This window comes from Allobosea rubneri, from assembly GCF_032464875.1.
GTDB lineage: Bacteria > Pseudomonadota > Alphaproteobacteria > Rhizobiales > Beijerinckiaceae > Allobosea > Allobosea rubneri.
In genome coordinates this window covers 39272-53370 of the sequence record NZ_JAWDID010000012.1, presented here as the reverse complement: position 1 = coordinate 53370, position 14099 = coordinate 39272, and the positions used below count along the sequence as shown (strand labels likewise).

12 protein-coding genes are annotated in these 14099 nt (G+C 67.7%); 7 read left to right on the top strand and 5 right to left on the bottom strand.

Annotation, left to right across the window (positions count from 1 at the left end; genetic code table 11):
* Positions 1 to 7 precede the first annotated feature (7 nt).
* Positions 8 to 1816: a thiamine pyrophosphate-binding protein gene (locus tag RKE40_RS10410; protein ID WP_316018168.1), complete on the top strand. Its 1809-nt coding sequence runs from the start codon at positions 8 to 10 to the stop codon at positions 1814 to 1816.
* Between the two features lie 74 nt (positions 1817 to 1890).
* Here the strand turns inward: RKE40_RS10410 and RKE40_RS10405 are convergent, their stop codons facing one another.
* Positions 1891 to 2496, bottom strand: a complete 606-nt coding sequence (locus tag RKE40_RS10405) for a hypothetical protein (RefSeq protein WP_316018167.1) — start codon at positions 2494 to 2496, stop codon at positions 1891 to 1893.
* Here RKE40_RS10405 and RKE40_RS10400 point away from each other — a divergent pair.
* From RKE40_RS10400 to RKE40_RS10385, 4 genes are all read left to right on the top strand, one after another.
* A complete protein-coding gene (locus RKE40_RS10400; RefSeq protein WP_316018166.1) occupies positions 2485 to 3051 on the top strand; it encodes a TetR/AcrR family transcriptional regulator in 567 nt (188 codons plus the stop codon). The two genes, RKE40_RS10405 and RKE40_RS10400, sit on opposite strands and share 12 nt — an antisense overlap.
* 70 nt (positions 3052 to 3121) lie before the next feature.
* Positions 3122 to 4312 (top strand): efflux RND transporter periplasmic adaptor subunit, encoded by a 1191-nt coding sequence (locus RKE40_RS10395; RefSeq protein WP_316018165.1) that lies wholly within the window; start codon positions 3122 to 3124, stop codon positions 4310 to 4312.
* Positions 4313 to 4317: 5 nt separating this feature from the next.
* Complete coding sequence (locus RKE40_RS10390) at positions 4318 to 7473, top strand: multidrug efflux RND transporter permease subunit (protein ID WP_316018164.1); 3156 nt, start codon at positions 4318 to 4320, stop codon at positions 7471 to 7473.
* 140 nt (positions 7474 to 7613) lie between these two features.
* Positions 7614 to 8171, top strand: coding sequence for a LysE family transporter (locus RKE40_RS10385; protein ID WP_316018163.1), 558 nt, complete (start codon positions 7614 to 7616; stop codon positions 8169 to 8171).
* Between the two features lie 51 nt (positions 8172 to 8222).
* Here RKE40_RS10385 and RKE40_RS10380 read toward each other — a convergent pair whose 3' ends face one another.
* The 3 genes from RKE40_RS10380 to RKE40_RS10370 all read right to left on the bottom strand — a co-directional run bounded on the left by RKE40_RS10380 (position 8223) and on the right by RKE40_RS10370 (position 10362).
* Positions 8223 to 8747, bottom strand: a complete 525-nt coding sequence (locus tag RKE40_RS10380) for a hypothetical protein (RefSeq protein WP_316018162.1) — start codon at positions 8745 to 8747, stop codon at positions 8223 to 8225.
* Positions 8748 to 8974: 227 nt separating this feature from the next.
* Positions 8975 to 9190, bottom strand: a complete 216-nt coding sequence (locus RKE40_RS10375; protein WP_316018241.1) for a DUF1059 domain-containing protein — start codon at positions 9188 to 9190, stop codon at positions 8975 to 8977.
* A 392-nt stretch (positions 9191 to 9582) separates the two neighbouring features.
* Positions 9583 to 10362 carry a cupin domain-containing protein gene (locus RKE40_RS10370; protein ID WP_390893307.1) on the bottom strand — a complete coding sequence of 260 codons (780 nt, stop codon included), beginning with the start codon at positions 10360 to 10362 and terminating at the stop codon, positions 9583 to 9585.
* Between the two features lie 192 nt (positions 10363 to 10554).
* Between RKE40_RS10370 and RKE40_RS10365 the strand changes: the two genes are divergently transcribed.
* A complete protein-coding gene (locus tag RKE40_RS10365; RefSeq protein ID WP_316018160.1) occupies positions 10555 to 11835 on the top strand; it encodes a 4-aminobutyrate--2-oxoglutarate transaminase in 1281 nt (426 codons plus the stop codon).
* A 4-nt stretch (positions 11836 to 11839) separates the two neighbouring features.
* Complete coding sequence (locus RKE40_RS10360; RefSeq protein WP_316018159.1) at positions 11840 to 13318, top strand: NAD-dependent succinate-semialdehyde dehydrogenase; 1479 nt, start codon at positions 11840 to 11842, stop codon at positions 13316 to 13318.
* Here RKE40_RS10360 and RKE40_RS10355 read toward each other — a convergent pair.
* Positions 13315 to 13977, bottom strand: coding sequence for a TetR/AcrR family transcriptional regulator (locus RKE40_RS10355; protein WP_316018158.1), 663 nt, complete (start codon positions 13975 to 13977; stop codon positions 13315 to 13317). The genes RKE40_RS10360 and RKE40_RS10355 overlap by 4 nt on opposite strands.
* Positions 13978 to 14099: the final 122 nt, after the last annotated feature.

Below are 14099 nucleotides of genomic sequence, written 5' to 3'. Positions count from 1 at the left end.
AGCACCGATGACCGATCTCGGCAAGGCCGGCGGCAAACTTGCCGGCATCGATCAACCCCTGCCCTGCGCCGATAACGGCGTCTGGGGCAGCGACGTCGTCGCGCAGATGCTGCGGGCGCTCGACATTCCCTATGTCGCGCTCAATCCCGGCTCGAGCTTCCGCGGCCTGCATGACAGCCTGGTCAACCACACCGGCAACCAGGCGCCGCAAATGCTGCTCTGCCTGCATGAGGAGCACGCCGTCGCGCTCGCCCATGGTTACGCCAAGGTGACTGAGAGGCCGATGGGCGTGATCCTGCACAGCAATGTCGGGCTGATGCACGGCGCCATGGCGATCTACAATGCCTGGTGCGACCGGGTGCCGATGCTGATCTTGGGCGCGACCGGCCCGGTCGACGCCGCCCAGCGCCGGCCCTGGATCGACTGGCTGCACACCGCCAAGGACCAGGGCGCGCTGATCCGGCCTTACGTGAAATTGGACGACCAGCCGGTCTCGGTCCCCGCCGCGATCGAGGCACTGACCAGGGCCGCCAACCTCACCCGCATGGCGCCTTGCGGGCCGACCTATGTCTGCCTCGACGTCTCCATGCAGGAGCAGCGGCTCGACGAGATGCCCGCACTGCCTGATCCGAAGCGCTATGCCGCCGCCGCGGCCCCGGTTCCCGCGGCCAAGGATATCGCAACCGCGGCCGACTGGCTTGCCGCCGCCAGGGAGCCGCTCCTCCTGATGGGCCGGATGTCGCGCAGCCCCGTCGACTGGGCGAGGCGCGTCGCGCTCGCCGAGCATCTCGGCGCGCGGGTCCTGACCGACATCAAGACCGGCGCCAGCTTCCCGACCAACCATCCACTGCATGTGACCAAGCCTGGCTTCTTCCTCGACGAGGCCGCCGGCGCGGCCATCCGCGCAGCCGACGTCATCCTGGCACTCGACTGCGTCGATCTCGGCGGCATGCTGAAGCAGGCCGGCGGCCTGCCGGCAGCGAAGATCGTCAACATCTCGCCGGACCATCAGCTCCATAATGGCTGGAGCATGGATCATCAGGCCCTGGCCCCGGCCGATCTCCACCTTGCCTGCCCACCGGACGCCGCCCTGCATCTCATCGCCGACGCGCTCGGCATCGGCCCCGGCGAGCCGCCGCGTGACCTACCTGCCCTCCCCGCCCTCTCCGCCGACGAGGACAGGCCGCTCGACGTCGTCAGCCTCGCCGCCGCGATGGGCGAGGCGCTGCGCGAGGAGGTGATCTCGCTGGTCCGGCTTCCGCTCGGCTGGGCCGGCGAATCCTGGCATTTCCGTCATCCGCTCGACTATCTCGGCATCGATGGCGGCGGCGGCATCGCGGCCGGCCCCGGCATGCTGGTCGGAGCGGCGCTGGCACTGAAGGATACCGGCCGACTCCCGGTCGCGGTGCTCGGCGATGGCGACACGCTGATGGGCATCTCGGCGCTCTGGACCGCCGCGCATTACCAGCTGCCCTTCGTGGCGATCGTCTCGAACAACCGCTCCTTCTTCAACGACGAGATACATCAGGAGCGCGTCGCCAGGCAGCGCCAGCGCCCGGTCGAGAACAAATGGATCGGCCAGCGCATCGCCGAGCCCGACATCGACATCGCCGCCATGGCGCGTGCGCAGGGGCTGGAAGGGATCGGACCGGTGGCGACCATGGCGGAGCTGACACAGGCCGTGCGGGAGGCAACGACGCTGGCTCGAAAGGGACGCCCGGTGCTGATCGATGCGCGCGTCCTGCCGGGCTACAATCCGGCGATGGCGTCGAGCATGACGCGCCATGCGAGCGACAAGCCGGCCGGCGCCTCCTGACCGATAACGCGGCGATCTCTTTCCCCGGCGACAGCGGACTGCTCTGAGCGGCCAGCCGTCGCGAACGGCGCGCGCTACTCTGGAGCCGCCGAACGCGTCACACGCGTGCGAAGAAGGGCGAGCACCTCGGCGAGGCTGCCGGGCGGTACGAAAATGTGCCCGCCGCTCTTCTGGCTGCTCCACTCCAGATGGCTGGCCTCGAAGATCGGCAGAAAGCGCTTGTTGAAGGTGATCTTCTGCAGGCGTGGCGGGCACGCCTCCAGCCCGAGGGCGAAGACCCATGAGGCAGGCTCGTGCGTGCACGAAAAACTGATATGCGAGCTTTGCCGGCCCTTTGGGTGACCGTCCTGCCAGAGCTTCGACAGACCGAAGCGGATGGCGGTCTGGACGACGGCCACGACCTCCTCGGTCATTTTCCAGCGCAGGGCCAGATAGGACCGGCCATCCTGACTGACGGTCAGAACGCCGCCCTCCTCGGCGAGAAGAATGTCGTTCTCGAGATCGTGAAAATAGGCCGTCCGCAGGATCCTGCTCCTTCCACGTACGCATTTCGCCGCGCGCCCTGGCGCCGCCGCGATCGCCGAGGATGCCCCATCGCCGGGCCGGGTGGCTTGACATAGCGCAACAGAATTTATATCCAACCGGTCGGATATTTTCAATGAGGATATATGGGCCGCCATCGCACCATCGACCGGGAAGCCGTCCTCGACGCCGCCGAAAAGGTGGTGAGCCGTGACGGCGCGGTGCATCTCACGCTGGAGGCCGTCGCGGCCGAGGCCGGGATCAGCAAGGCCAGCGTGCTCTACGACTACAAGACCAAGCGCGCCCTGATCCGGGCGGTGATCGAGCGGCGCGTCGCCGTCGAGACCGCCTATATCCAGACCTTCGTCGATGCGCTCGCGGGCGAGCCCGATGCGCTGATACGCGGGCGGCTCGCCTCCGCTTCGCGCCTCCGCTCCGACGAGGAACGCGCCGTGGCGTTCAACCTGTGCGCGGCCCTGGCCCAGGATGCCGAGCTGCGCGAACCGATCCAGCAGATCAACCGCGTGCAGGTCGCCGAGATCGCCGAGCAGTCCACTCATCCGCGCGGCGCCATGCTCGCCTTCCTCGCCGCCCAGGGGCTGATGTTGATGGAGTGGTTCGAGCTGCATTGCTGGTCGGCGGAAGAGCGCGAGCGCCTCGTCGCCGATATCGGCTGGCTCGTCGACCAGTCCCCGGGCCTGCCGACCGCCTAGCCGGCGGACCTGCCGCAGCCGGCCAGAACTCCGCCCCCTCCTTTTGCACCGTCCCCTCCGGATTCTCCGCATGACCTTTCCGATCTCGCATCTCGGCCGCGGCCTCCTGCTCGGCGCGCTTCTGCTGACCGCCGCCTGCTCCGAAGAGAAGAAGCCGGCGCAGGGCGCCGGTGCGCAGCGCCCGCCTGTCGCCGTCGGCGTGATCACCGCCGAGCCGCAGACGCTGCCCGTGACCAACAACCTGCCGGGCCGCATCGCGCCGACGCGGATCGCCGAAGTGCGCCCGCGCGTCTCGGGCATCGTCGTCGAGCGCGTCTTCCAGCAAGGCACCATGGTCAAGCAGGGCGACGTGCTCTACCGGATCGACCCGGCGCCGTTCCGTGTGCGGGTCGCCAGCGCCGAAGCGGCGCTGAAGCGCGCCGAGGCGAGCCAGCTTCAGGCCCGCCAGCACTCTGACCGGATCGTCGAGCTGCTCGATCGCAAGGTCGCCAGCACCCAGCAGCAGGAGACGGCGGTCGCGCAATTGGCCCAGGCCGAGGCCGATGTCGCCGCCGCCCGCGCCGGTCTCGACGCAGCGCAGCTCGATCTCCAGTATTCCGAGGTGCGGGCGCCGATCAGCGGCCGGATCGGGCGCGCCCTGATCACCGAAGGCGCCCTTGTCGGCACCGGCGCCGCCGATATCCTGGCGACGATCCAGCAGCTCGACCCGGTCTATGCCGACTTCACCCAGTCAGCCGGCGAATTGCTCGCCCTGCGGCAGGCGCTCAAGCTCGGCGCGCTGACCGGCCCCAATCCGGGCGCCGCCAATGTCCAGCTGCTGTTCGACAATGGCGCCACTTACAAGCACCGCGGCCAGTTGCTGTTCTCCGAGGCCACGGTCGACGTGACGACCGGACAGGTGACGTTGCGCGGCCAGTTCCCCAACCCTGACGGCGACCTGCTGCCGGGCATGTATGTCCGCGTCGTCCTCGAGCAGGGCGTGCAGAACAACGTGCTGGCCGTGCCGCTGCAGGCGATCCAGCGCGACGGCGCCGGCCAGGGACAGCTCTATGTCCTGCAGGCCGACGGCACGCTCGAGCTGCGTCCGGTCAGGACCGGGCGCACGGTCGACAACCTCCAGGTGATCGATGACGGGCTGAAGCCCGGCGATCAGGTCGTCGTCGAAGGCTTCCAGAAGATCCGCCCCGGCGCCAAGTTCACCGGCGCGCCCTGGAAGCCGGCCGCCGCCGACCCTGCCCCCGCCACCGAGAAGCAGGGCTGAACGCAATGCCGAGTTTCTTCATCGACCGCCCGATCTTCGCCTGGGTCGTCGCGATCTTCATCATGCTCGCCGGCGTCATCACCATTCCGATGCTGCCGATCGCGCAGTATCCGAACGTCGCGCCGCCGCAGATCACGATCAGCACCAACTATCCCGGCGCCTCGCCGGAGGACATCTACCAGAGCGTCACGCGCCCGGTCGAAGAGGAGCTCAACGGCGTCCCGGGCCTGCTCTATTTCGAGTCGACCTCGGAGGCGAACGGCCGGATCAACCTGACCGTCACCTTCGCGCCCGGCACCAAGATCGGCGAAGCCCAGGTCGAGGTGCAGAACCGGATCAGCCGGGTCGAGCCGCGCCTGCCGCAGACCGTGGTGCAGCAAGGTATGCGCGTCGAGCAGGCCGGCACCGGCTTCCTGATGCTGGTGACCCTGACCTCGCCCGACGGCAAGGTCGATGCGATCGGCCTCGGCGACTATCTCAACCGCAACGTGCTCGGCGAGATCCGGCGCATTTCCGGCGTCGGCAGCGCCCAGCTCTTCGCCACCCAGCGCTCGATGCGGATCTGGATGGACCCTGAGAAGATGCTCGGCCTCGGCCTGACCTCGGCCGACGTCATCGCCGCGGTGCGCGCCCAGAACGCGCAGGTCGCGGCCGGCCGCATCGGTGCCCAGCCGAACCCGATCAACCAGCAGCTCTCCGCGACCGTGCTGGTCAAGGGCCAGCTGACCTCGCCCGAGCAGTTCGGCTCGATCGTGCTGCGCGCCAATCTCGACGGCTCGTCCGTGCGCCTGCGGGACGTCGCCCGGATCGAGGTCGGCGGCGAATCCTACAACTTCTCGACGCGCCTCAACGGCCAGCCGAGCGCCGCCATCGGCGTCCAGCTCTCGCCGACCGGCAACGCACTCGCGACCTCGCAGGGCGTTCAGGCCAAGATGGAGGAGCTCGCCCGCTTCTTCCCGGCCGGGCTGAAATACGACATCCCCTACGACACCTCGCCCTTCGTCGAGGTCTCGATCCAGAAGGTGCTGAACACGCTGCTCGAGGCGATGGCCCTGGTCTTCGTGGTGATGTTCCTGTTCCTGCAGAACTTCCGCTACACGGTGATCCCGACGCTCGTCGTTCCGGTGGCGCTGCTCGGCACCTGCGCGGTGATGTTCGCGGCCGGCTTCTCGATCAACGTGCTGACCATGTTCGCGATGGTGCTGGCGATCGGCATCCTGGTCGACGACGCCATCGTCGTGGTCGAGAACGTCGAGCGGATCATGGCCGAGGAAGGGCTGTCGCCGAAGGAGGCGACCCGCAAGGCGATGACGCAGATCACCGGCGCGATCATCGGCATCACGCTGGTGCTGACCGCGGTGTTCGTGCCGATGGCGTTCTTCCCCGGCGCGGTCGGCATCATCTACCAGCAGTTCAGCCTGACCATGGTCGTCTCGATCCTGTTCTCGGGCTTCCTCGCCCTGACGCTGACACCGGCGCTCTGCGCGACCTTCCTGAAGCCGATCGCGAAGGGCCATCACGCGGAGAAGAAGGGCTTCTTCGGCTGGTTCAACCGCAATTTCGACCGGATGTCGCACGGCTATAGCGGCATCGTCGGCGGGATCACACGTCGCACCGGACGCTATATGGTGATCTATCTCGCGCTGCTCGTCGGCCTCGGCTGGTCGTTCATGCGCCTGCCTTCCGCCTTCCTGCCGAACGAGGACCAGGGCTATCTCCTGGTCGACGTGCAGGCTCCACCGGAGGCCAGCGCCAACCGGACGCTCGACGTGCTCCAGCAGATCGAGAAGATCGCGCTCGCCGAGCCGGCCGTCTCGCGCATGGTCGGCATCTCCGGCTACAGCTTCGCCGGCGCCGGCGAGAACGCGGCGCTCGCCTTCATCACCCTGAAGGACTGGAGCGAGCGCGGCCCGAACGATTCCGCCACCGCTATCTCGGCGCGGATGAACGGCAAGATGTTCGGCATCAAGGACGCGCAGACCTTCGCGCTGTCGCCGCCGCCGATTCAGGGCCTCGGCAACTCCAGCGGCTTCACGTTCCGCCTGCAGGACCGCGCCGGTCTCGGGCAGGAGGCGCTCTCGGCGGCACGCGCGCAGTTGCTCGCCGCGGCTTCGCAGAGCCCGGTGCTCGCCGGCCTGCGCGTCGAGGGGCTCGCCGACGCCGCCCAGGTCAGCCTGGTCATCGACCGCGAGAAGGCGAACACCTTCGGCGTCGCCTTCGCCGACATCAATGCGACGATCTCGGCCAATCTCGGCTCATCCTATGTCAACGACTTCCCCAATGCCGGCCGCATGCAGCGGGTCACGGTCCAGGCCGATGAAGGCCAGCGCATGCAGACCGCCGACCTGCTGCGCCTGAACGTCCGCAACGCCCATGGCGGGATGGTGCCGTTCTCCTCCTTCGCCAGCATCGAATGGTCGAAGGGCCCATCCCAGGTGGTCGGCTACAACGGCTATCCGGCGGTGCGCATCGCCGGCCAGGCCGCCCCGGGCTATTCGTCCGGCGCCGCCATCGCCGAGATGGAACGGCTTGCGCGCGAGCTGCCGTCCGGCTTCGGCTATGAGTGGACCGGCCAGTCGCTGCAGGAGATCCAGTCGGGCTCGCAGGCACCGTTGCTGATCGGGCTCAGCATCCTCCTGGTCTTCCTGCTGCTGGCGGCGCTCTATGAGAGCTGGTCGATCCCGCTCTCGGTGATGATGGTCGTGCCGCTGGGCGTGATCGGCTCGGTGGCGGCGGTGACGCTGCGCGGCATGCCCAACGACGTCTACTTCCTCGTCGGGCTGATCGCGATCATCGGTCTTTCCGCCAAGAACGCGATCCTGATCATCGAGTTCGCCAAGGACCTGCACGCCGAGGGCAAGCCGCTGAGGGAGGCGACGATCGAGGCGGCGCATCTGCGCTTCCGGCCGATCCTGATGACCTCGCTCGCCTTCACGCTCGGCGTCGTTCCGCTGGCGATCGCGTCCGGCGCCAGCGCGGCGAGCCAGAACGCGATCGGCACCGGCGTGCTCGGCGGCATGATCTCGGCGACCGTGCTCGCGATCTTCTTCGTGCCGGCCTTCTTCGTGTTCATCATGAACATGTTCGCGCCGAAGGAAGCGAAGCCCGAGCCGAAGCCGGAGTCGGAGCCGGCACAGGTCGCGATGGCCGCAGAAGACTGAACGACCGACCCGGCCTCCGCACGCGGTGGCCGGGTCCTCGTTCTGATTCCCGAAGGAGAGCCGGGCCGCCTTGCGGCAAGTCAATGTGCCGGTCGCGATCCTGGGGTAGCTGATGGCGACCGCTATCCCGAGGCGCCCCCTTGCAAATCGCGACCTTCCTGCTGACATCCGCGGCGATCCTGCTGACGCCGGGGCCGACCAACACCATCCTCGCCGCATCCGGCGCGGCGATGGGGCTGCGCCAGGCGAGGCTGCTGCCGCTAGCCGAGGCGCTAGGCTATGCGTTCGCCATCGGCTTCTTTCTCTCGCTCGCAAACCTGCTTGGGGATGTTCCGCAGGCTTTGCCGCTGATGAAGGCGGTCGCCGCCATCTGGTTGCTGCTGTCGGCGCGAAAACTCTGGTCCTTGCCGGTCGTTCCCGAGATGCCGGCACGCTCCGGTGCCTTTGCGCGGGTGCTCGTCACGACGTTGCTCAACCCGAAGGCGATGCTGGTCGGGACGCTCTCGATCCCGTCGCTGCTGCCGGGGCAGCCGGTGCTCGGCCTATTCGCCTTCGTCGCGCTCTCGATCGCCGCCGGCTTCGGCTGGACGCTGCTCGGCGCCAGCCTGCCGGTAAGCCTGCGGCGACATTCCTACAGGATGGCAGCGATGATCGTCTGCGGCTTTGCCGTCGCAGCCGCCGTCAGCGCGGCGCAGTGAGAAACCGAGCGGCGCCGGTCGAAACCCGGCGCCGTCCTGTCCTGACCGCGCCTACGCGCCTTTCGCGTCCCGTCTGGCCTGGGCGCGCTTGCCGGCCTGCGAGACGCTGCCAACCTTGGCACGGTTGACGCTGAAGCGGCGCTTGCGACTCTCGATCGCGATCATGCCGTCACTCGCGGTCTTGTCGGCAGGGCGGGCCTTGGCCTTGCCGTCAGCCTTGAGCGCGAGCGCTCTGCGGGCGGCATCCTTCATCTCCTCATGGGCGGCGATCGCCCGGCGTCGCGCCGTCTCCCGGTTGAGCCGCTTGGCGGCCTGCGCCCAGACCTGCTTGCGGCGGGAGGGGCGCTCGACCTCGCCCGGAAAGCTCGCGCCGCGGGCATCGGCCTTGCCGCGAATGCTGCGGCGCATCTGCCGGACGAAGGTGCGCTCCTTCTCCTGCAGGTCACGGATGCGCTTACGCATTTCCGCGAGCGCCTTGTCGTCGGCATCGACGATTGCCGGGTAATGCGTCCCTGCGACGAAGGCGATTTCGTCCTGTTTAAGCAGGGAATTCTCGGTCTTGATCGACAATGTCATCACATCACCTCCTCGCCTACCGGGAGGCGTACTATCCGGCGGCGCGCCCACGCTGGCAACCGCCGGCCCCTGGCCGCGGGCTTCGTGGGGGCGCTTGGAGCAGAGCTGACGGCCGTCAGCCACACGGCCCCGCCTTCGCCGAGTTATGGCGCCCGGTGAAGGCAAAGCGTGAAGCGATGTCATGTCCGGGGCCGTGGAGGATAGCGGCCGTCCGAGGGTCCAGAGCGTCAGGCGGCGCGGCCTGGCGCCGTCTCGCTCGGCATGCCATCCTTGATGACCCCTAGCAGCTGGCCTCTTAGTTCGGGGCTGTCCTTGTGGCCATGCACTGCGACGGCATGCTGGACGGCAGCCTCCAGCAGCTCCTTCTCAGAATCGGCGCTGATCGCGATCGAGCACTTCATCTCACTCGGGAATGCGCGGCAGTCGATGAACTTGCGTCCCATGACGTCCTCCCCTGTGGAAGGCATCGAGCTCCCTCCATCGCCTCGTCGCGATGAAGGCGCCCGGTCGCATTGTAGCCTATCCGGCAGCTCCTGAAAGGCGTCCTGCCTCTTCTGCATCGTTGGAAGCTCGTGATGCCGGCCCGCTATCGATCAGGTTCAGCACTGGCCACGATACTCGTTCTCGCCCCTTGCGGATCCAGGCTGCGAACCTGTTCGGGATGAGGCATCCAGCGCCAGGACATGACGGCGCAGCCTCTCAACGAAGCCATCTTGCATCAGCTTGCCAAGGTGATCTTGCGCCACGCGACTCGGTTGCTTTCCTGCGCGCGGTGCGGTTGTCGCGGCGACCAGCATGTGGCGACAGAGGCGAGGCTCCGGCGGAGCTTCACAGCCTAGAAGCTCGACGGCGTGTTGATCCAGACGACCACCGTCTCCTGTTCGCTGGCATTGCGCCAGGCATGCGGGCGGCGGCTCTCGAAATAGAAGCTGTCGCCGGCTTCGAGCAGGAAGAACTTGTCTCCGTCGAGGACGATCTCGAGGCTCCCCGAGAGAATGTGCAGGAACTCCTCGCCCTCATGCTCGTAGGTGCCTTCGCTCGAAGCTCCCGGAGCGAGCTGGAAGCGATGGCATTCCATCAGGGTCTGGCCCCGCGCGAGCGCCTGTACGGTGACGCCGGGCGAGGTGGGCGGCCATGTCGCCCAGGCGCCGGCGCGCACCAGGGATTCGCGCCCGTCATGATCCTCCTGGCCGCTGATCGCCGCCACCGTCGTCCCGAAGTGACGGGCGAGCTCATGCAGGGCCTTGAAGGACAGGCCGACCGAGGTCCGCTCGAAGGTTGAGAGCACCGAGACCGGGATCGCCGTAGCCTGGGCGACATCCTCCAGCGTCTCATGCGCCGCCTGACGCAGCCGCCGCATCTTCAGCCCGACCGGCACTTCCCGCGCTGACACGTCAGCGGCCGCTCCGGCTGGCGCCTCGGATGCGTCCTCGCGGCCCATGCGATCGGCGATCGCCGGCGGGTTGAGCCCCTTCTCGCGCCGCAGCCAGGCAATCTCCTGCAGGCGGTCGAGCTGCTCGCGGCTGTAGAGCCGCTGTCCCGACGCGGTCCGGATCGGTTCGATCAGCCCCTGCGCCTCCCAGAGCCGCAAGGTAGAGGCCGAAACCCCCGCCATGCGGGCGGCCTCGGTAATGCGAAATCGAACAGGCTCCACATCCGGTCCCGGGCTGCGCCGATCGTCACGGCGATCGGGCGAGAACCTATGGCGGAAAGCGTCCCGCGGCCATCTTGTCTTCTTGCAGAAAAACTGCAAGAAATTCCTCAAAGAATTGCCGGCGCAGGCGCGGCCATCCGAGGGGAGCAAGCAATGTCCAATTCCGCCATCGAAGCCCGCAGGGTTGCCGCCGTCTCCCGCGGCGTCGGCGTCGCGACACAGATCTATGCCGACCGGGCGGAAAACGCCGAGCTCTGGGACACCGAGGGCAAGCGCTACATCGACTTCGCCGCCGGCATCGCCGTGGTGAACACCGGCCACCGCCATCCGCGGGTCATCGCGGCGGTGAAGGAGCAGCTCGAACGCTTCACCCACACCTGCCATCAGGTCGTGCCCTATGAGAACTATGTCGGGCTGGCCGAGCGGCTGAACGAGGCCGTGCCGGGCGACTTCGCCAAGAAGACCATCTTCGTCACCACCGGTGCCGAGGCGACCGAGAACGCGGTCAAAATCGCCCGCGCCGCCACCGGCCGTTCGGCCGTGATCGCGTTCGCCGGCGGCTTCCACGGCCGGACCTTCATGGGCATGTCGATGACCGGCAAGGTGGCGCCCTACAAGGTCGGCTTCGGCCCGATGATGCCGGAGGTCTACCACATCCCCTTCCCCGTCGAGCTGCATGGCGTCACCGCGGAGGTTTCGCTGGCCGCGCTCGACCGGCTGTTCAAGGCCGATGTTGACCCGTCCCGCGTCGCGGCGTTCATCATCGAGCCGATCCAGGGCGAAGGCGGGTTCTACGAGGCGCCGCGCGCCTTCATGACGGCCCTGCGGGCGCTCGCCGACCAGCATGGCATCCTGCTGATCGCCGACGAGGTTCAGACCGGCTTCGCCCGGACCGGCCGGATGTTCGCGATGGAGCGCGCCGGCGTGGTCGCGGACATCACCACCATGGCCAAGGGCCTCGGCGGCGGCTTCCCGATCGCAGCCGTGACCGGCCGCGCGGAGATCATGGACGCTCCCGGTGCCGGTGGCCTCGGCGGAACGTATGGCGGCAACCCGATCGGCATCGCGGCGGCCCATGCCGTCCTCGACGTCATCGCCGATGAGGGGCTTTGCGCACGGGCCGAGCAACTCGGCGCCCGCCTGAAGCAGCGCCTGCAGTCGCTGACGCCGGACATACCGCAGATCGCCGACATCCGCGGCCCCGGCTTCATGAACGCCGTCGAGTTCGCCCTGCCTGGCACGAATACGCCGGCTCCGGAGTTCACCAACCGTGTCCGGGCCCGGGCGCTGGAAAAGGGCCTGATCCTGCTGAACTGCGGCGTCTACGGCAATGTGATCCGCTTCCTCTCGCCGCTGACCATCAGCGACGAGATCTTCTCCGAGGCGCTCGACATCCTCGAGGACAGCCTGCGCGAATGCGCAGCGGAGGCCTGAGGCGATGGCGATCGCAGCAAGCCTCCTTGCGCGGCTGAAGGACACCTCGCTCGCCGTCGAAAGCGGCTTCATCGCCGGCCGGCCCGTCGCCTCGGCGGCGACGGGCCGGACCTTCGAGGTCACCAATCCCTCGACGGGCGAGGTCCTGGCGACGCTGCCGGACCTGAACCGCGCCGAGGCGGCCGCCGCCATCGACGCCGCGCAGGAGGCGCAGAAGGACTGGGCGGCCCGCACCGGCAAGGACAGGGCGACGATCCTGCGCCGGCTGTTCGACCTGATGGTCGCCAATGCCGACGACCTCGCGGCGATCCTCACCGCCGAGATGGGCAAGCCGCTGGCCGAGGCCAAAGGCGAAGTCCTCTACGGCGCTTCCTATGTCGAATGGTTCGGCGAGGAGGCCAAGCGAGTCTATGGCGACACCATCCCCGGGCACCAGCCCGACAAGCGGATCATCGTCGTCAAGCAGCCCGTCGGCGTGGTGGCGGCGATCACGCCCTGGAACTTTCCGAACGCGATGCTGGCGCGAAAGCTGGCGCCGGCCCTGGCCGCCGGCTGCGCCATGGTGGCCAAGCCGGCGTCGGAAACCCCGCTCTCGGCCCTCGCCCTCGCCGTTCTCGCCGAACGTGCCGGGCTGCCTGCCGGACTCTTCAGCGTGCTGCCCTCGACCGATTCCGTCTCCGTCGGCCGCGAGTTCTGCGAGAACCCGAAGATCCGCAAGCTGACCTTCACCGGCTCGACCAATGTCGGCAAGATCCTGATGCGGCAGGGCGCCGACCAGGTGCTCAAGCTCGGGCTCGAACTCGGCGGCAATGCGCCCTTCATCGTCTTCGACGATGCCGATCTCGACGCCGCGGTCGAAGGGGCGATCGTCTCGAAATACCGCAACAACGGCCAGACCTGCGTCTGCGCCAACCGCCTCTACGTCCAGGCCGGGGTCTACGACGCCTTCGCGCAGAAGCTCGCCGAGCGGGTCGGGCAGATCAAGGTCGGCGACGGCTTCGAGGCGGGCGCGCTCGCCGGCCCGCTCATCTCGGACAAGGCGCTGGCAAAGGTGGAGGAGCATATCGCCGACGCGACCGCCAAAGGCGCGCAGGTGCTGACCGGCGGCAGACGCGACCAGCGCGGCGGCCTCTATTTCGAGCCGACCGTGCTGACCGGCGCCACCGCGACGATGAAGGTCGCGCGCGAGGAGACCTTCGGCCCGGTCGCGCCGCTCTTCCGTTTCGAGACCGTCTCGGAGGTGGTGGCGATGGCCAACAACACCGAGTTCGGCCTCGCCTCCTATCTCTACTCGCGCGACGTCTCGAAGATCTTCCGCGTCGCCGAGGCGCTGGAATACGGCATGGTCGGCATCAACACCGGGCTGATCTCGACCGAAGTCGCGCCCTTCGGCGGCATCAAGCAATCGGGCCTCGGCCGCGAAGGCTCGAAATACGGCATCGAGGACTATCTCGAGATCAAATACCTCTGCCTCAGCGTCTAAGGCAGCGCGCCCGGAGCCTCCGGGCGCGCCTGTCTGGGCATGACGCCGAGAAAGGTCATCAGGACATGTTTCTCGATGTCCTGCTTCAGCGTGTCGAGCGTCATGTTCTCGTCCGAGACGCGGCGGCCGAAATGATAAGTCCCGATCGCAGTGATCAGTTCGGCGAGCGCCCTGATGTCGACATCGGCATCGAGCTGGCCGCGCTCCTGGAAGGTGCGCAGCATGCGCCGGTAATGGCGCTCGATCAGCCAGCCAAAGATGATTCCGGCGCGGTGGAGGCGGCTGCCGGGCTGGAGATAGGGCGCGGCCAGGATGACCCGCCAGCATTCCCGGCCGAGCGTGCGCATCGCCTGGTCGGCGAGCAGGCGCTCGAAGCCCTGCACGGCCTCCACGGGGTCGCTCGGCGGGTTCTGAACATAAGCGCTGCGCTCGGCCCAGGAGCTGTAGACATGCCGCGCAGCCAGCGCGGTGAGGATGTTCGCCTTGTTCGTGAAGTAGTTATAGACCGTCGCCGGCGCGACCTCCGCCGCCTCCGCGATCTCCTCGATACGCGTGCTGTCATAGCCGCTCTGCGCGAACAGGCGAGAGGCTGCGCCCAGAATGAGCCCGACGCGGTGCTGCCGGTTGCGCTCTCTCAGTCCGATCACCTTGCTGGCCAAAACGTCCTCCTGCCGATGCCCGAGCTTACCTCAAAAAATTAGAGTTGGCTCTTTTTTTATAGTTGACTCTGATTTTGACGCGGCTAAGCTCTGCAATCACTCGACCAGACAGCCAAGGTCGA

Bases quoted from the DNA above. Each gene is read 5' to 3' on its own strand.
- RKE40_RS10410 (WP_316018168.1), top strand. From the start codon at position 8: ATGACCGATCTCGGCAAGGCCGGCGGCAAACTTGCCGGCATCGATCAA.
- RKE40_RS10400 (WP_316018166.1), top strand. From the start codon at position 2,485: ATGGGCCGCCATCGCACCATCGACCGGGAAGCCGTCCTCGACGCCGCC.
- RKE40_RS10405 (WP_316018167.1), bottom strand. From the start codon at position 2,496: ATGGCGGCCCATATATCCTCATTGAAAATATCCGACCGGTTGGATATA.
- RKE40_RS10395 (WP_316018165.1), top strand. From the start codon at position 3,122: ATGACCTTTCCGATCTCGCATCTCGGCCGCGGCCTCCTGCTCGGCGCG.
- RKE40_RS10390 (WP_316018164.1), top strand. From the start codon at position 4,318: ATGCCGAGTTTCTTCATCGACCGCCCGATCTTCGCCTGGGTCGTCGCG.
- RKE40_RS10380 (WP_316018162.1), bottom strand. From the start codon at position 8,747: ATGACATTGTCGATCAAGACCGAGAATTCCCTGCTTAAACAGGACGAA.
- RKE40_RS10375 (WP_316018241.1), bottom strand. From the start codon at position 9,190: ATGGGACGCAAGTTCATCGACTGCCGCGCATTCCCGAGTGAGATGAAG.
- RKE40_RS10370 (WP_390893307.1), bottom strand. From the start codon at position 10,362: ATGGCGGGGGTTTCGGCCTCTACCTTGCGGCTCTGGGAGGCGCAGGGG.
- RKE40_RS10365 (WP_316018160.1), top strand. From the start codon at position 10,555: ATGTCCAATTCCGCCATCGAAGCCCGCAGGGTTGCCGCCGTCTCCCGC.
- RKE40_RS10360 (WP_316018159.1), top strand. From the start codon at position 11,840: ATGGCGATCGCAGCAAGCCTCCTTGCGCGGCTGAAGGACACCTCGCTC.